This window comes from Brachybacterium vulturis (assembly GCF_002407185.1).
In the GTDB taxonomy this organism is placed as follows: domain Bacteria; phylum Actinomycetota; class Actinomycetes; order Actinomycetales; family Dermabacteraceae; genus Brachybacterium; species Brachybacterium vulturis.
This window is the reverse complement of sequence record NZ_CP023563.1, coordinates 3,657,040-3,673,979: the sequence shown is the minus strand read 5'-3', so window position 1 is coordinate 3,673,979 and position 16,940 is coordinate 3,657,040. Positions and strand designations below refer to the sequence as shown.

Annotated in this window: 13 protein-coding genes; 8 read left to right on the top strand and 5 right to left on the bottom strand. The window is 73.4% G+C overall.

Annotation, left to right across the window (positions count from 1 at the left end; all coding sequences use genetic code 11):
* Window positions 1–51 precede the first annotated feature (51 nt).
* On the top strand, window positions 52–1,128 hold the full coding sequence (locus tag CFK38_RS16510) for a LacI family DNA-binding transcriptional regulator (protein ID WP_096804051.1): 1,077 nt from the start codon (window positions 52–54) through the stop codon (window positions 1,126–1,128).
* Entirely contained in the window at window positions 1,125–2,423 is a 1,299-nt protein-coding gene (locus tag CFK38_RS16505; protein ID WP_218192319.1) for an alpha/beta fold hydrolase, read from the top strand. Before CFK38_RS16510 ends, CFK38_RS16505 begins: the two co-directional genes overlap by 4 nt.
* Window positions 2,424–2,427: 4 nt before the next feature.
* Here CFK38_RS16505 and CFK38_RS16500 read toward each other — a convergent pair whose 3' ends face one another.
* Entirely contained in the window at window positions 2,428–3,399 is a 972-nt protein-coding gene (locus tag CFK38_RS16500; protein WP_172895823.1) for a formylglycine-generating enzyme family protein, read from the bottom strand.
* Window positions 3,400–3,595: 196 nt separating this feature from the next.
* Here CFK38_RS16500 and CFK38_RS16495 point away from each other — a divergent pair, with 196 nt between their 5' ends.
* A complete protein-coding gene (locus tag CFK38_RS16495) occupies window positions 3,596–4,975 on the top strand; it encodes an exo-beta-N-acetylmuramidase NamZ family protein (protein ID WP_096804050.1) in 1,380 nt (459 codons plus the stop codon).
* A 13-nt stretch (window positions 4,976–4,988) separates the two neighbouring features.
* Window positions 4,989–6,761, top strand: coding sequence for a glycoside hydrolase family 3 protein (locus CFK38_RS16490; protein WP_096804049.1), 1,773 nt, complete (start codon window positions 4,989–4,991; stop codon window positions 6,759–6,761).
* 21 nt (window positions 6,762–6,782) lie between these two features.
* Here CFK38_RS16490 and CFK38_RS16485 read toward each other — a convergent pair whose 3' ends face one another.
* Window positions 6,783–8,042 carry an MFS transporter gene (locus CFK38_RS16485; RefSeq protein WP_096804048.1) on the bottom strand — a complete coding sequence of 420 codons (1,260 nt, stop codon included), beginning with the start codon at window positions 8,040–8,042 and terminating at the stop codon, window positions 6,783–6,785.
* A gap of 159 nt (window positions 8,043–8,201) precedes the next feature.
* On the opposite strand from CFK38_RS16485, the gene CFK38_RS16480 reads away from it, so the two are divergent.
* From CFK38_RS16480 to CFK38_RS16465, 4 genes are all read left to right on the top strand, one after another.
* Entirely contained in the window at window positions 8,202–8,822 is a 621-nt protein-coding gene (locus tag CFK38_RS16480; protein ID WP_096804047.1) for a helix-turn-helix domain-containing protein, read from the top strand.
* Window positions 8,815–9,030 (top strand): hypervirulence associated TUDOR domain-containing protein, encoded by a 216-nt coding sequence (locus CFK38_RS16475; RefSeq protein ID WP_096804046.1) that lies wholly within the window; start codon window positions 8,815–8,817, stop codon window positions 9,028–9,030. The genes CFK38_RS16480 and CFK38_RS16475 overlap by 8 nt, the downstream gene beginning before the upstream one ends.
* Before the next feature lie 69 nt (window positions 9,031–9,099).
* Complete coding sequence (locus CFK38_RS16470) at window positions 9,100–9,507, top strand: GNAT family N-acetyltransferase (RefSeq protein WP_096804045.1); 408 nt, start codon at window positions 9,100–9,102, stop codon at window positions 9,505–9,507.
* A gap of 259 nt (window positions 9,508–9,766) precedes the next feature.
* Entirely contained in the window at window positions 9,767–10,264 is a 498-nt protein-coding gene (locus CFK38_RS16465) for an FBP domain-containing protein (RefSeq protein ID WP_096804044.1), read from the top strand.
* On the opposite strand, the gene CFK38_RS16460 is transcribed toward CFK38_RS16465, so the two are convergent.
* The 3 genes from CFK38_RS16460 to CFK38_RS16450 are packed head-to-tail and all read right to left on the bottom strand — an operon-like array spanning window position 10,251 to window position 16,928.
* Window positions 10,251–10,910, bottom strand: coding sequence for a nucleoside/nucleotide kinase family protein (locus tag CFK38_RS16460; RefSeq protein WP_096804043.1), 660 nt, complete (start codon window positions 10,908–10,910; stop codon window positions 10,251–10,253). The two genes, CFK38_RS16465 and CFK38_RS16460, sit on opposite strands and share 14 nt — an antisense overlap.
* Entirely contained in the window at window positions 10,900–14,172 is a 3,273-nt protein-coding gene (locus tag CFK38_RS16455) for a UvrD-helicase domain-containing protein (protein WP_096804042.1), read from the bottom strand. The genes CFK38_RS16460 and CFK38_RS16455 overlap by 11 nt, the downstream gene beginning before the upstream one ends.
* A complete protein-coding gene (locus CFK38_RS16450) occupies window positions 14,169–16,928 on the bottom strand; it encodes a PD-(D/E)XK nuclease family protein (protein ID WP_096804041.1) in 2,760 nt (919 codons plus the stop codon). Before CFK38_RS16450 ends, CFK38_RS16455 begins: the two co-directional genes overlap by 4 nt.
* Window positions 16,929–16,940: the final 12 nt, after the last annotated feature.

The window sequence follows — 16,940 nt, the reverse complement described above, 5'->3', positions numbered from 1 at the left end:
CGACCATTCGCCGTGCGACGCCGTGCGGCAGTTCTCGAGGGGGTTTCCACGATGCCGCGCACGGACCACGATCCCGGGCCCGCCGCTCCGGCGCCCTCGTCTCGTGGGACGGCGACCCTCGCCGACGTCGCCCGCGCCGCCGGGGTCTCCCTCGCCACCGCCTCCTTCGTGCTCTCCGGCCGCGGCGCCTCCCGCTCGGCGGGATCGGCCGCCACCAAGGAGAAGGTGCGCGCGGCCGCGGCCGAGCTGGGCTACGTCCCCAACCGTCACGCGCAGGCGATGCGCACGGGGCGGGGCGGCGGCATCGTGATGGCCCTGGGCACGCTGGACGACCCCTGGGGCGTGCAGCTCACCGCGAAGGTGCGCGACGTCGCGCTGCGCCACGACCTCTCCACGCTGGTCCTCGCCGATGAGCGCTGGTTCGAATACCTGGTGGGAGCCTCGGCGGACGCAGCCTTCATCACCAGCATCGACTTCGTCGAGCAGGGCCCGCAGCGGGTGCGGCGCCTCGCCGCCTCGACCCAGACCGGGATCGTCGCCTTCAGCGCCGAGATGGAGCCCGAGGACTTCGACGTGGTCGCCTCCACCCCGATCTCGGCGATCGGTCGTGCCTATGCCCAGCTCCGCGCGCGCCACGACCGGGTGCACTTGCTCGCACCGGACCTCTCGCGGCGGGTCGGCGGCACCTTGGCGCATCCGCGCACCCGCGCCTTCCTCGACGCGGCGCGCGGGCACGGTGATGGCCCCGCCGAGCAGCTGGTGCACATCGTCCCCGATGGCAGTCATGAGACCTTCGTCGCCGGGCTCGCATGGCTCTCCGGGCCGGACCGGCCCGAGGCCGTCCTCTGCTTTACCGGCTATCAGGCCGTCGCGCTGCAGGTCGCGGCCGAGCGGGTCGGGCTGCGGGTCCCGGACGATCTGGAGTTCCTCTCGATCGGTGACATCCCCGCGTCCACCGAGTTCTTCGGCCCCATCAGCTACTACGGCGTCGACGACGTGTTCGCCCGGCTCTCGGCGATCATCGTGGACCGGGCCGTGGACCGGGAGAGCCGGCCCGGCGCCCTGCACACCTTCGACTGGGAGTTCTTCCCCGGCACCACCACTCGCGAGACCGACGGAGAACGATGACGGCCACCCCGATGATCCAGCGCTGGACCCTGCCCGGACTGCAGCTGAGCGATGTCACCCTGCCGGTGCCGCTCGACCATGCGGCTCCCACGGGTGCGCAGCTCGAGCTGTTCGCCCGGGTCGTCACGGCCGACGGCGGCGAGGACCGCCCGTATCTCGTCTTCATGCAGGGCGGTCCCGGCTCCGAGGCCCCGCGCCCGCTCGAGGCGTCGTCGCCCGGGTGGCTCGCCCGTGCGCTGCGCGAGCACCGGGTGGTGATGCTCGACCAGCGCGGCACCGGCCGCTCCACCCCCGTCGGCCCCGACACCGCGCTGCCCGGGGGCGCGATCCCGGGCGCCGCGACCCTGCGCGAGGCGACCGCCTCGCAGCAGGCGCAGTACCTCACACACTTCCGGGCCGACGCGATCGTGCACGACGCTGAACTGCTGCGCGAGCACCTCGAGGTCGAGACCTGGTCGCTGCTGGGGCAGTCCTTCGGCGGCTTCACGGCCCTGCGCTACCTCAGCGCCGCCGCCGGGAGCGTGGAGAAGGCGCTGTTCACCGGCGGCCTGCCCACGGTCGGGCCCGGCATGGACGAGGTCTACCAGGCCACCTGGCAGGGCATGATCGGCCGCAGCGAGCGCTACTGGGCCCGCTTCCCGGGGGACCGCGACCGCTTCCGCCGCCTCGCCGACGCCGCGGACGCCGGTCGGCTGCGACTCCCGGAGGGTCAGCGGGTCGGGGTGGAGCGGCTGCGCCGCCTGGGCCACCTGCTGGGCGCCTCCCAGGGCGCCGAGCGTCTCCACTTCCTGCTGGACCTCGACCCCGCCGCGCCCGCCTTCGCCCATGACCTCGCCGCGGCGCTGCCCTTCGGCGGGCGCAATCCGCTGTACGCGGTGATCCACGAGAGCTGCTGGGCCGACGGCATCGCCACCCGCTGGGCGGGCGACCGCGCCCAGCCGGCCGCGGTGACGGAGGACCCGACGCTGCTGGCCGGGGAGCACATCCACCGCAGCCTCTTCGCCGAGGACCCGGAGCTGGAGGTCTGGGCCGAGGCCGCGGATCTGCTCGCCGCGCACGAATGGCCGGCGCTGTACGACGCCGAGGCGCTGCGTCGCTGCACCGTCCCCGGCGCCGCCGCGGTCTACTACGACGACGCCTACGTGCCGCGCGAGCATTCGATGGCCACCGCCGCGCTGCTGCCACGGATGCGTCCCTGGGTCACCAGCGAGTACGAGCACAACGGCCTGCGCGCCGGGGGACAGGGCGTCCTGGACCACCTCCTCGACCTCGCCGCCGGCCGCCGCGCCGCCTGAGCGTTCAGGCCTCGACCGCGAGGCGGAACCCCTTGTTCCCGCTGGCGTCCTCGGCGGCGGTGGAGGAGCGCGCCGCGACCCGGTAGCGGTTGCAGTACGAGTCATGGCACAGGTACGAGCCGCCGCGCATCACCCGCACATCTCCGGTGAGCGACTCCGAAGGCCCCGTGGTCCAGACGTCGCTGCACCACTCCCACACGTTGCCCGCCACCTCGTACAGCCCCAACGCGTTGGGCGGGAACGAGCGCACCGGCGCGGTGCCGAGGTGGCCGTCCTCGAGGGTGTTGCGCACCGGGAAGGCGCCCTGCCAGATGTTGCAGCGGTGCTCGCCGCCCGGGGTGAGCTCCTGGCCCCACGCGTAGCGGGCCTGGTCCAGGCCGCCACGGGCGGCCTTCTCCCACTCCGCCTCCCGCGGCAGCCGCATCCCGCACCAGTGCGCGAACGCCTCCGCATCCCGCAGCGACACGTGCACCACCGGATGCCCGCCGCGCCCGGCGAGGTCCGTTCCCGGACCCTCGGGCGCATCCCAGCGTGCTCCCTCGACGGCCCGCCACCAGGGCGTGCCCGGCGGTTTGCGGCTCGCCCGGCGCAGCTCCTTCTCCAGCAGGGCACCGAACACGAAAGACCAGCCGAACTCCTCGGCCTCGGTGACGTAGCCGGTCTCGGTCACGAACGCCGCGAACTCGGCGCCCGTCACGCAGGCGGCGTCGATCCGGAAGGCAGGCACCTCGACCGTGCGCACGGGGGACTCGCCGTCCCCGGGGTTGCGGTCCGCGTCCTCGGTGCCCATCCGGAAGGGTCCGGCCTCGATGAGCACGGTCCGCTGGGCACGGGATCGGACCTCGGCGACCGGAGCGGCGATGGTGGGGAGCGAGGGGTCCGCCGGGGCGTTCCGAGCGCTGCGGGCCTCCCCGTCGACGTCCGCCGGCTCCATGCCGGCCCGCCCGGCCGCGCAGCAGCTGCCCGTCTCTGCCATCAGCAGTCCTTCCTCGCGATGAGCGCGGGCGGCGGCGCCGCGCAGACCACACGGTAGCCCGGTTCGCCCCGGTTGCCGAAGGAGAGTCTCGGAACCGCCCGTGACGCAGAGCACATCCCGGTACGGTCGGTGATCGTGTGCTGTCCCGGAGCGCCCCTGCTCAGTGCACGAACCGACGACAACGACGGAGATCCCCATGAACCAGCCCGCATCCCGACCGACCGCCCGCCAGGACGACGGGGCCGCCCGCCCCGGACGCCGACGGCTCCTCGCCTCCCTCGGCGCCCTCCCGGCCGGCGCCGTCCTCGCCTCCGCCGGCGCCGCCACCGCCGCTCCTGGCGGCAACGGCAACGGCAAGGGCAAGGGCAGGGGCAAGGGCAGCACCACCCACGGCGACTTCCGCCTCGGTGTCGAGAACCTGCTGGAGCCGGAGACGCTCGAGACCCTGCGTGATGCGCGCGTCGGTCTGATCACCAACCCCACCGGCACCGACCGCGAGCTGCGCTCCACGATCGACCTGCTCGTCCAGGCGCAGGACACCGGCGGCTTCACGATGGTCGCCCTGTTCGGCCCCGAGCACGGGGTGCGCGGTGCGGAGCCGGCCGGCGGCTCCGTCGGCGACTACATCGACGAGAGGACCGGCCTGCCGGTCCGCTCCCTCTACGGCGACACCCAGAAGCCCACCCCGGAGATGATCGCGGACGTGGACGTGCTGGTCTTCGACATCCAGGACATCGGCACCCGCTTCTTTACCTACATCTGGACCATGTACTACGCGATGGAGGCCGCCGGCGAGAACGGGAAGCGGTTCCTCGTGCTGGACCGCCCGAACCCGCTGGGCGCCGACATCGAGGGATTCGTGCTCGAGCCGGAGCTGTCGAGCTTCGTGGGGCTGCGCGAGATCCCCCAGACCCACGGCCTCACCGTCGGCGAGCTCGCCCAGCTGTTCAACGGCGAATTCCTCGACGGCGCCGTCACCCTCGAGGTGATCGCGATGAGCGGCTACGACGCCGACGACCCCGCAGCGGCCGACCTGCCGTGGGTGCTGCCCTCCCCGAACATCCCCACCGCCGACACCGCCGTGGTCTACGCGGGCACGGGCCTGATCGAATCGCTGAACATCTCCGAGGGCCGCGGCACCACCACGCCCTTCCTCTGGTTCGGGGCGCCGTTCCTCACCGAGTCGCACGTCGCCGCGATCATCGCGGAGCTGCAGGCCGCGGAGCTGCCGGGCGTGCTGTACCGGCCCATGTCCGCCACCCCCGTCTCCTCCAAGCACGCCGGCGAGTTCTGCGGCGGCCTGCAGCTGCACGTCACCGATCCGATGGACTACGAGCCCGTGCGCACCGGCATCCACGTGCTCTCCGCGCTGCTGCGGACCGTCGAGGAGGTCGACTGGCGCGAGGGCGAGGACTGCCGCACCGAGGAGGACGTCTGCTGGATCGACAAGCTCTCCGGCACCAAGCGCACCCGCGCGATGCTCGAAGCCGGGGACAGCCCGGAAGCGATCGTCGCCGCCTGGGAACGCGAAGCTCAGCGCTTCTTCGCCACCACCCAGAGCTACCGCCTCTACTGAGCAGGAGCAGATCATGGCCCCTCGGCATCCCTCTCGCCGCCCCCTCTCCCGCCGTGCTCTCGGTGCGGCCGCCCTCACCGGAGCCGGCGCCGCCGTGGCGCTGCCCTCCGCCGCCCACGCCGACCCCGGCACCCCCGTCCACCCCGCGCGCATCGACGAGATCCTCGCCGACATGAGCATCGAGCAGAAGATCGGCCAGCTGTTCGTCGCCGTCGGCTACGGCTCCACGGCCGACGCACCGCACCCCTCGAACACCGCCACCACCGGGGTGGACACCATCGCCGACATCGTCCGCACCCACCACGTGGGCGGGTTGATCTACTTCGTGTGGAGCGACAACCTGCAGGACATCGAGCAGATCGCGACCCTCTCGAACGACATCCAGGACGCCGCCCTCGCGAGCGGCGGGATCCCGCTCGTGATCAGCGCAGACGAGGAGCGGGGCCTGGTCCACCGCCTGCCGGCCCCGGCGACCCCGCTGCCGGGCCAGATGGCCCTCGGCGCCACCGGCTCCTGGGCCCACGCCCGCAAGACGGGGGACCTCGTCGGCTCCGAGGTGCGGGCCGTCGGCCTCCACCAGACCTTCTCCCCGGTGGTGGACGTCAACGTCGAGGCGCGCAACCCGGTGATCGGGGTGCGCTCGCTGGGGGCGGACCCGCAGGCGGTCGCACTCCTGGCCGCCGCACAGATCCGCGGCATCCAGGGGGCGAACTGCTCGGCCGCGGCAAAGCACTTCCCCGGGCACGGCGACACCGCGACCGACTCCCACGTGGGGCTGCCCGTCATCGACCACACCCGCGAGGAGCTCGACGCCCTCGATCTGCCGCCCTTCATCGGCGCGATCGAGGAGGGCGTGGACACCATCATGACCGCGCACATCATGGTCCCGGCACTGGACGACTCCGGGGTGCCCGCCACCCTCTCGCACCCGATCCTCACCGGTCTGCTGCGCGAGGAGCTCGGTTTCGAGGGTGTGATCGTCACCGATTCCCTGCAGATGGAGGGCGTGCGCACCCTGTTCGGCGACGACCGTGTCCCGGTCGAGGCGATCCTCGCCGGCGCCGACCAGATGCTCATGCCGCCGGACCTCGTGGTCGCGATCGGCGGTGTGCGCGACGCGGTCGCCAGCGGCGAGATCACCGAGGAGCGGCTGGATCAGTCGGTGCGGCGCCTCCTCGCCCAGAAGATGCGCCGGGGTCTGTTCGATGCGGTGCACGTGGATCCCGCGACGGCGGCCGACGCGCTCGGCACCGATCGCTCGCTGCGCACCGCCCAGAAGATCGCCGACGACTCGATCACCCTGATCGCCGACGACGCGGACGTCGTGCCCCTGCCGGCAGGCACCTCGGTGCTGGTCACCGGCGACGGCTCCGCGGGCATGATGGACGTGGTCGCCGGGGCGCTCGCGGCGCACGGGCTGGAGGCGATCGTCCTCGCGGACGCGAGCCCGGAGCAGGCCGTCGCCGCGGCGGCCGCTGCGGACGTCTCGCTGGTGCTCACCCGGTCCTCCCGGTTCGAGACCTCCGCCGCCGAGGTCGCGATGGTCCGGGCGCTCGCCGCGACCGACACCCCTGTGGTCCACACCGCGCTGCGCAATCCCTACGACATCGTGCACGTGGGCCCGGTCGCAGCGTCGCTCGCCACCTACAGCACCACGGACTGCAGTCTCGAGGCGCTCGCCGGGGTGCTCGCCGGGGACGTGACCCTGCAGGGCACGCTGCCGGTCCCGATCCCCACGGCCGACGGGACGGGGGAGGCGTACCCGATGGGGCACGGTCTGCGCTGAAGCGGAGGCGCCGAGGACTCCTCAGGCGTGCGGCGCGGGCACGGAGATGGAGGCCTCGCGCGCCCGCCGCTCGGCCGCCTCCCGGGCGAGGCGCTGCCGCCGGGCCTTCACCCAGGCCGCGGTGAAGACCACCCCGGCCACCAGCAGCACCGCCGTCATCAGCGTCAGCACCACCAGATACGTCACCTGCAGGCTGGCCAGCGACAGCAGTGCGCTGGAGGTGATGATGCCCAGGGCGTTCGCGGTGCGCAGCTGGGCGAAGACCTCCGCGCGATGCTCGGGCGCGACCAGCGTGTCCAGCACCAGCGAGTAGAAGGTGGACAGCGGCGCCAGCACGGCACCGACCAGCAGGGCGCCGATCACGGTGGCGGTCACGGAGTGGCCGAAACCCACCGCCGCCACGCCGAGCGCGGTCACCGCGAGCCAGGCCAGCACGGTGCGGCGGCGCGGCATCCGGTTGTGGACGCTCACCCAGACCCCGCCGAGGATCGAGGTCACGCAGAGCGCGACGGGGAACAGCACACCCCAGGTGGCCGGCAGGCCGAAGCCCACAGCGAGGGAGACGGCACCGATCTCGATGGCGGCGATCGAGCCGGCGCTCGCCCCGCCGCACACCAGCCACAGCAGGATCATCGGGGTCAGCCGCAGGTGGCTGCGGCGCTGCGCCGGGCCCGGTGCGGTGGCGGTCGCGATCCGTGGCAGCAGCAGCATCGGGCCCATCCCCAGCACCGCCATCGCCCAGGCCGCGGCCTGCGGCGAGAGGCTGCCCAGCGCCGCGGCGAGCACGGGGGCGCTGACGAAGATGACCTCGTTGACCGTGGCGGCGACCCCGAGGGCCCGCGGCAGTCGCGCCGCGGCCACCAAGTGGTTCAGCACCGCGCGCAGGGTCCCGTAGGCGGCGCCGTTGACCAGCCCCGCGAGCGCGGCGCCGGCCACCACCAGCGGGAAGGGGGCGCCGAGGCCGGCGAGCACGGCGATCCCCACCAGTGCGAGCGTGCGCAGGCCGATCAGCACCCGCAGGAAGGGGACCGGCGAGAAGCGGCGCCCGAAGCGCGTGATCGGCACCGCACCGAGCACCTGCGCGATCGTCATCGCGAGCATCATCGCCGCACCGCTCGCGGCATCACCGGTCAGCGGCAGCGCGATCAGCGAGAACGCGATCGGCGCGGCGGCCTGCGGGAACGCGAAGGAGCCGTAGGAGGCGAACCAGCGCAGCAGAGGTCCGCCGGGCCGACGCACCGAGGTGTGCGCGGCGGGGGCGAGAGCGGTGTGTCCGGCCATGGGGGACCTCCTTCTATGGGTGGGGAGCAGGGACGATGCCACCACTGCGCAACATAGTGCGCAGGCGATGCCGTGCGCAATATAGTTCCCGTCACTCGCGCTAGGCTTCGGGGGACGGTCGGCAGCGAGGTGAGCGGCGAGGCGGGCAGGAGGTCCGGGATGAGCGGTGGGATGCGGCCCGCGGTGGTCGAGCAGCTCGGCGAGCGGATCCGCTCCGCCCGTCAGGAGCTGGACCTCAGCGTCGGCGCGCTCGCCGAGCTCAGCGAGGTCTCCCGCCGCATGCTCACCCAGATCGAGCTCGGTCAGGCGAACCCGTCGGTCGCGATCCTGGACCGCATCGCCGCGGGTCTGGGCACCACCTTCGCCGCCCTGATGGGGGTGGGGGCGGGGGATGCCCCCGAGGGCGTCGAGATCTGGTCCACCAGCACCGGGAGCTGGGCAGTGCTGCTGGACGCCGTGGACACCGAGACGCTCTCCGTGGAGACCTGGAAGTGGAAGCTGCTGGGGGAGGACGTCTACGAGGGCGGCGGGGGCATCCCGCTCCCGGGCCTCATGCATCACGTGGTCGAAGGGGCGCTCGAGATCGAGACCGCCGAGGCCGTGGAGGTCATCGAGGCCGGCGGCTCCGGACGGGTGACCACCGGCGGGTCCTATCGCTGCCGTGCACATCAGGGACAGGCGGCGGTGTACTTCAGCGTGGCCATGCTCGCCCGGCCGGCTCGGGATGGAGCCGGCGCTACGGTGGGGAGCACGACGATCGAGGAGGCACGTCATGAGTGAGAGGTTCTCCGTCGGCGACCATGTCGGCTGGAACTCCGAGGCCGGGCAGGTCTCCGGCACCATCACCGAGGTCCACACGACGGACTTCGAGTACAAGGGCCATACCCGCCGTGCGAGCGAGGACGAGCCCCAGTACGAGATCGCCAGCGACAAGACCGACCACATCGCCGCCCACAAGGGCTCAGCGCTCCACCTGCTCCGCAGCTAGGGGCACGGAGGTGCACCGATTCCCCGGAATCGCGGACGGGACAGGGCCGTTGCCTGCACACTTGGGCCCATGACGTCGAAGCCTGAGCACAGCACCGTGTGGCGCGGAGCGGTCACCGACCAGGAGGTCTCGGGCCTGCACGCCGCAGCCTTCGACCACGCCGAGGAGCTCGAGCCCTGGAGGGAGCGGCTCGAGCGCTACTCCCTCGGGTGGGTCACGGTGCGGCGCGGCGAGCTGCTGGTCGGCTTCTGCAACGTCATCACCGACGGCGGGCACCATGCCTTCCTGCTCGACGTCATCGTCCACCCCGACCACCAGGGCACCGGCGTCGGCAAGGAGCTCGTCCACCGCACGATCGAGGAATGCCGCACCTCCTCGGTCGACTGGCTCCACGTCGACTTCGAGGCCGATCTGGGACCCTTCGCCATGACCGAGGGACTGTTCCGCCGCAGCAGCGCCGGGATCCTGCGGGTCTGAACTGCACCAGATCGTCATCCGTGCATCGGCAGAATCCGCTGGCGCACTCCAGGTGGCAGGCGTACCGTGGCCTGCTCCATGACGGGAGAGGGAGACAGCATGCGCATCACGCCTGCAGGAAGCGGGGCGGCCCACGTGGCCTGCTCGGTGTGAGCCCGGCGTGCCCGGCACGCCGTCACGACCGATGCCAGAACTCTCTCCCGCGCGCAGCGTGCCGGTCCCCGGTGGGTCGCTGCTGTGCGCCCCTCGTGAGGACCCCATGATCCCCTTGACCCAGTCCCAGATCCGCCACTCCTTCGTCAACGCCAGCAAGGGCGATGCGGGACGCGCCCAGCTGCCGGACCTCGACGCCATCGCCTGGGAGCGCCTGGACCTGCTGGGCTGGCAGGACGCCAGACGCCCGAAGCTCCACTACGTGAGCCTCGAGCTCGACGACGAGATCGCCACCATCATGCTGCGCGGCACCGAGCGGCCACCGGTGAAGAAGCTGCTGTGCTCCTGGTGCCAGGACATCGTCGACGGCATCCGGGCGGCGAGCTTCGTGGCGCCGCTCGGTGGTGACTCCGGCCGACGGGGCAACACCATCGGCACCGCGATCTGCGCCGACCTGCGCTGCTCGCGCAATGTGCGCCGGGCGCCGTCGTCCTTCGAGCTGCGCTCCGAGGACCCGGCGCTGCTGGCCCACCATCGCGAGCAGAAGATCGCCGGTCTGCGCGAGCGGTCGGCGCGCTTCGTCCGTGCCGTCAGAGCAGGCTGAGCGGTTCGTCCGGCGCGAGATGCACGACGACGTCCGCCCGGTCGCGGGTCTGTGCGACCAGGCGGGCGTTGTCCTCATCGGTGCCCAGCGCCCAGTCCCGGGCCGCCTGCGGTGACTTCCCGAAGCGTTCGTGCCGCTCGATCAGCCGCCGGTGGCGCAGCTCCTCGGGCACCTCGACGAACCAGCTCGCATCCAGCAGCGCGCCGAGGTGCGCCCAGGGCCCCTGCTCGCACAGCAGATAGTTCCCCTCGGTGATGACCAGCGGCACCTCGGCGGGCACCTCGATCGCCCCGGCGAGGGGCTGTTCGAGGTCCCGCTCGAACTGCGGGGCCCACACCGGCGGATCCTGCGGCCCCGCCGAGCGCAGACGCTGCAGCAGCGCCACATAGCCCGCGGCGTCGAAGGTGTCCGGCGCGCCCTTGCGCTGCGCACGGCCCAGCCGCTGCAGCGCCGCGTCCGCGAGGTGGAAGCCGTCCATCGGCACCACCGCGCAGGAGCCCTCGGGCAGGCGCGCGGCCAGCAGCGCGGTGAGCGTCGACTTCCCGGCCCCGGGCGCGCCCGTGATCCCCAGCAGCCGCCGCCCGCCGCTGCGCCGCGCCTGGTCCAGCAGGGTCAGCGCGGCGGTGACCGCCTGCTCAGCGTGCATGCTCAGGCAGCTCCACCTCGACCACCTCACCGCGCAGCGGCAGGTGCAGCAGGATCCGCTCGGGGGCCCGCCCCGCCGCCGCCAGCGCGCGGGAGTAGGTCGCCATCTGCCCCAAGTACTCCTTCCGCACCTGCCCGACCGGATCGTCGCCCGGATACGACTTGTGGTCCACCAGCACGATCTGCCCCTCGGGCAGCCGCAGCAGGGTGTCGACCCAGCCCTCCATCACCTGGTCGTCCTCGTTCCACCAGGTGATCGGCTGCTCGGTGAGCTCCTCGGCGCCGGGGAAGGCGGCATCGACATGGTCCAGCCAGGCCTGTCCCGCTCCGATCAGCGCCTCGGCGCCGAGCGCCCGCTCCACGCTCCACCGCTGCACCAGTCGCCGTGCGGCCCGCTCCCGCTGCTCCGCGTCGAGGGCGCGCAGGGGCAGGGCGAGGTAGCCGTGCACGGCCTCGCCCACCCGCTCCCAGCCCTGACCGCCCGCCGGAACCAGCCGTGGCCCGATCCGCACCGGCTCCTGAACGGTGCCGAGCTCCTCCCGGGAACCGGCCCCCGAGGCCTGGAACCGAGCGGACGCGCCCCGCACGGTGGCGGGACGCTGCGGCGACAGATCGGTCGCGGCCAGCGGGCTGCGACCGGAGCGGTATCCGGGGGAGTCCTCGTCCACCTCGGTCGCCGTCGCCCGGACCACTGCGGGCAGCGACACGGCTCCGACCTGCAGCGCCTCGGTGCCGACCTCCCAGCCCACCAGGGGATCCGCTCCCGGCTCCGGCAGCAGCGCGTCCAGCACCGGTGCGGAGCCGTGGCCGCTGAGCACCGTCACATCCTTCGCCCGGGTGAGCGCGACGTACTGCAGGCGTCCGGCCTCGTCCCGCTCCGTCCCGGCACTGCGCAGCGCATGCGCGGACTCCGCGAGCCGCTCCTGCAGCGGGGCGAAGCGGGGAAGCACCGTCGGCCAGTAGCGCAGGGAGCGGCCGGCCAGCGGCTGCATCACGTCCAGCTCCGCGGCCGGGACCACGAACACCCCGCTGGTGGCGGAATGCTCCTTGACGTCCTGCTGCATGACCACCACCTGGGGCCACTCCAGGCCTTTCGCACCGTGGATCGTGCCCACCCAGACGGTGCCCGGGGTGCCGGTCAGGTCCGGTCCGCGATCGGTGTCCTCGAGCACCGCCCGCAGCCCGGTCAGCGTGATCGGGGCGGAGGCGGAGCGGGCCTGGTCGGCGTACTCCGCAGCGACCTTGCGCAGGGCATCCAGGGTGCGCAATCGCTGGTCCGGGGTGGACCAGGAGCGGATCAGCTCGGGCAGGTCGAGGGCGTCGGCCAGCGCAGTGATCATCTCGACGGGGGTGAGGGAGATGCACTCCTCGCGCAGACTCCGCAGCCCGGCGAGCACATCGGCCTGCCACCAGGAGCGGAAGACCTGCTGGCGGGCCTCGGCATCCGGTGCGGCGGTGAGCTGGGCGAACCAGCGGCCGTGCGCGGGATGGACGGTCAGCAGGTCCACCAGCTCGGTGAGGGCGAGGGTGTCGCTGCCGTCGAGGGTGACGGCGAGGGCGGCGCGCAGGATCCGACCCTCCCGGGAGGCGAGCAGGGGCACGCCCTCGCCGGAGGCGGGGATCCCCCGGGCGGTGAGCGCCTCGACCACCCCTGCGCCCTGGGCGTTGGAGCGGACCAGCACCGCGACGTCCTCGGGACCCACCCCGTCCTCGCCGAGCAGCGCGAGCACCCCGTCGGCGATGCCGCGGGCGTGCGCGGCCTGGGACCGGCGGCCGCTGTACTGCGGGGTCCAGGCCTCGAGCCGGCCCTGCGGGTGGCCGCGCTCGGCCCGACCGCGCGCCGCTGCGGGCGCCGCGGTCAGCACCACCTGTTCGCGGGGAAGCGTCGGAAAGATCCGGGGGAACACCTGGTTGACCAGTTCGAGCACCTGGTCCTGGGAGCGCCAGGAGTGTTCGAGATCGTCCACGGTGCCCGCGCCGAGCGCGGAGGAGCCGGAGCGGATCTCCTCCAGCACCCCGAGCATGAGGTCCGGATCCGCGTCGCGGAAGCTGTAGATCGCCTGCTTGGGATCGCCCACCCAGATCAGGTCCTCGACCAGTTCGCCGAGAGCCAGGAACAGGGCGAGCTGGATGGGGGAGGTGTCCTGGAACTCGTCGACCGCGAGCAGCCGGAACCGGGAACGGACGGCGGTGCGGGCCCGCTCGCTGTGGTGCAGCACCTCCAGGGCGAGGACCTCCTGATCGATGAAGTCCATCAGCCCCAGCTCGTCCTTGTACCGCGCGTAGGCGTCCAGGGAGGTGGCCGCGGTGGTCATGACGAGGGTGATCAGTGCCCGCACATCGGCCTGGAGCTGCGGGTTCGCCGGCAGCTCGGCCTCGATCTGCTGCGCGAGCCCCACCAGTGCGGTGTCGGTGTCCTTGCCGTAGACGTACCCCTTCTCGCCGCCGGCGGCCTTGGACGCGGTGACGGCGGCGAGCTTCGCCCACTGGGACCAGGGGGCCCGGTCGCGACGCTCCAGGGTGCGGCGCAGGGACTCCAGGGCGTCGATCCCCTTCCTCACCGCGTTCAGCGAGCCCTTGGCGATCGGCGGCTTCCCCGCTCCGGGGGCGGGATCCTCCGAGGCGGCGAGGTCCTCCTGCAGGCCACGGATCGCCGTGTCCAGGCCGCTGAGCCAGGCGGCCCGCCGGTCCGGTCCCTCCACCAGCTCCGCCGCCTCGCGGTACTCCTGCCAGGCGGCATCGGCCGCGTCCCGCAGCTGCTGGGCGCCGATGCCGTTGGTGCGGGCCTTCTCGGCGAGAGCGCGCACATGGGCCCGCCAGGACGGAGAACTGCCATAGGTGAAGGTGGGATCCTCCTCGCCGTCGTGCTCGGTGCGGGCCAGCAGATCGCTGGCGCGGGATCCCGCCTCGGCGGCGGCCTCGTCGATCGCGGAGGAGAACGCGGCCTTCTGCCGGGCCTCGTCGAGCTCCTGCACGTCGGGGGAGATCCCGAGATCCAGGGCGAACTCGCGCACCAGGCGCCCCGCCACCGAGTTGACGGTGCCGATCAGGGCGCTGCCGACGCCCTGGGCATCGTCGAAGCGGTGCTGCTCCAGCAGCGTGCGGTGCACGCGGTCCACCAGCTCGGAGGCCGCCTTGCGGGTGAAGGTGGTCGCGATCAGCTGCGAGGGGTGCAGGCCCTCCCCGATGCGGTCGGCGATCTCGTGGGTGAGCCGGTGGGTCTTGCCGGACCCCGCCGAGGCGTTGATCAGGGTGAAGCTCATCGTCCGTCTCCGATCAGCCCGCACAGCTGGGCGTAGTCTCCGATGCCGCAGTGGTCCTCGACCAGCACTCGTCCCCGCCCGCGGGCGGCCTCGCGCGCCTTCCCGATCGCGGTGCGGCGCTTGGCATAGGTCGCATCGGCCTCCAGGCCGGCCTGGTCGAGCAGGCTCCGGCAGCCGAGCCGCACCTGCCCCGCGGCGATCTCGTCGAGCGCCTCGGAGGCGCTGGCGAGCATCCGCTGCCAGGCGTCGTCGACGTCCATCGGCGGGCGGCGGTGCGGATCCAGGGCCGGATCCGCGGCGACGAACTCCCCGCTGCGCAGCAGGAAGTAGCCCACCCCAGCAGGCTCAGCAGGTTCAGCCGGTCCCGCCTCCTCCTGGGCGAGGGACCACGCGTAGGTGGCGAGCTGGATCGCGTCCCCGCTGTCGAAGAGATCCGCGTAGCGGCGCAGGCTGCTGGTCCATTTCAGGTCCAGGATCAGCGGTCTCCCGGCGGCGTCGAGAGCATCGACGTCCCGCGAGCCGGCGAGGAGGACCGGATGCGGCCCGGTGGCCAGCGGCAGCTCCAGCGGCAGCTCGAAGCGGGTCTCGGTGCCGGTGATCTGCAGGCCCGCCGCGGCGGTGCGCCCGAACAGCTCGGTGAGGGAGCGGCGGGCCCGGCTGCGGATCTCGGCGCGCTCGGCGGCGCGACCGGGGAGGTCCAGCTCGGAGGCGAGCTGCGGGACGAGCTGGTCGAAGACCTCGCCGATGCGCTCGGCCGACGGCGGCGTCAGCGATCGGCCGCGCTCCTGCACCAGAGTCTCCACGACCGCGTGCACCAGGGTGCCGATCATCCGCGGCCCGGTGGGCAGGGCGGCGACGGAGGCCGGGCGGATCCCCAGCGCGTACTGCAGCACCCAGTGGTGCGGGCAGGCGATGAGCGTGTCGAGCTGGCTGTACGAGACGCGGCTGGGCAGCAGGTGCGTGAGGTTCCCCGTCGTGCGCGACGCGGAGGTGTCGGGGGAGGGATGCTCCTCGGCGGGCCTGCGCACCTCCAGGCTGCGGCCGGCGAGGGACCAGCGGTCGCCGTCCAGCAGCGACTCCGGGGTGAGCCGGTCCTGCTCCGAGCGCCCGGCATCGGTCTCGAGGCGGGCGAGCAGGCTGCTGGGCCGTGCGGCATCCTCGAGCCGCCGCCCCGGCAGCACCGCGATCACGGTCTCCGCCCCGGCCAGCCCTGCGATCCCGGCCTCGACCCGCAGGGAGGCGAGGATCTCGGGCTCCAGCAGGTGGGCTCCGCCCGCGGTCAGCGCCGCCGCCTCGCCCCGGTCCCAGTCCATGGGAGGTGAGACCTCATCGGCCTCCGGACCCCACCACAGCACGGTGCCGCCGGTCGCGGACAGCTGGGCGGGGCGCGTGGTCACGGTCCATCCCGCGACCTCCGCGCGCGCGAGGGCCGAGCCGCCTTCGCCGCCGCAGGCGTCGATGACCTGCTGCAGCGTGCGGCGGCTGAGCGGGGTCGTGGGGTCGAGCATCCCGAGCACCTGGCGCAGCGTCTGCACCTGGGTGAGGCTCGCCCGCAGGTCGCCGTCGCGGTGGCCGACGGCGCGCAGCCGGTCCGCGAGCCAGCCCAGGCGGGTGGACAGCGCCTCCGGGACCAGGGCATCGGCCGGGAGCGGGTCGGTCACCAGGCGATCGATCTCGCGGGCGGAGACCATCACCCTCGCCGCGTCCTCACGCTCCTCGAGCCGGGTGAGGGCCTGGCGCCAGGCCGGTCCGCCCACCCCGGGCTCGCTCGCCAGGGCGCGCAGCAGGGCCCTGCGCACCGGGGCGGGGACCAGCCCGACCGGATCCCCCTCCGGCTCGAACGCGGGCAGCACCCGCAGATCCAGCAGCGCGGCGAGCTGGTGCACGTCCACCGGGGCGGTCGCGACATCGAGATACAGCCCCAGCACCTGGTGGGAGGCGCGATCGGTGGATCCTTGCACAGCACCCACGGCGGGCAGGCCCCGGCGGTGCAGGGCGGCGTCGAGCACGGCGGTGTCCGTGGTGGCCAGCAGGTGCAGCCCCTCGGGGGGCCCCGCGGAGAGGTAGCGGGTGGCGACATCCGCCGCGGTCCACTCATCACGGCACTGGACCACGACCACCTCTGGCCGAGCTCCGTCCCGGTCCTCCGCCCGCGTGACCACGACCCCGGCCTCGCCCAGCAGCGTCAGCAGGCGCGGCCACAGCCCGGGCAGGCTCGCCGGATCCTCCGCCGCGACCAGGCGGTCGATCCCGAGCGGCCAGCCGGTCTCCTCGCGCTCGAGCTCGGCGACCACCTCGGCGAGGTCGTCCGCCGCCCCCGGAGTGAGCGTCGCGGGATTCCCGTCGGCGTCGACCGTGCCGAGCATCCCCACCACCGCGCCGCGCTCCACCGCGGCCAGAGCGGCGAGCCGTGGCGGCAGGTCTGCACCCTCCGCACCCGCCTCCGCGCCCGCACCCGGGCGCCAGCCGGCCTCCACCGCGGCGTCGCGCCAGCGGAGCAGCTGCCGGGCGGTGCTCCACGGATCGAGCGCGAAGGATCGTGCGGGCCAGAACCCGTCCTCGCCGCACTGCTCGATGAGCCGCAGGTACTGGGCGACGCGGAGAGCCGGATCCACGGCCGGCCGGGTCAGCCCCAGCCGGGTCTGCAGCAGACCGAGGAGCCCGCGCGGGCCCATCCGCACCTGCCCGGCCGCCCCGCCGGAGGCGGCGTCGGCCCAGGAGGCGCCGTCGAGGGACCAGCCGAACTCGATCCGCATGCAGGTGCTCCT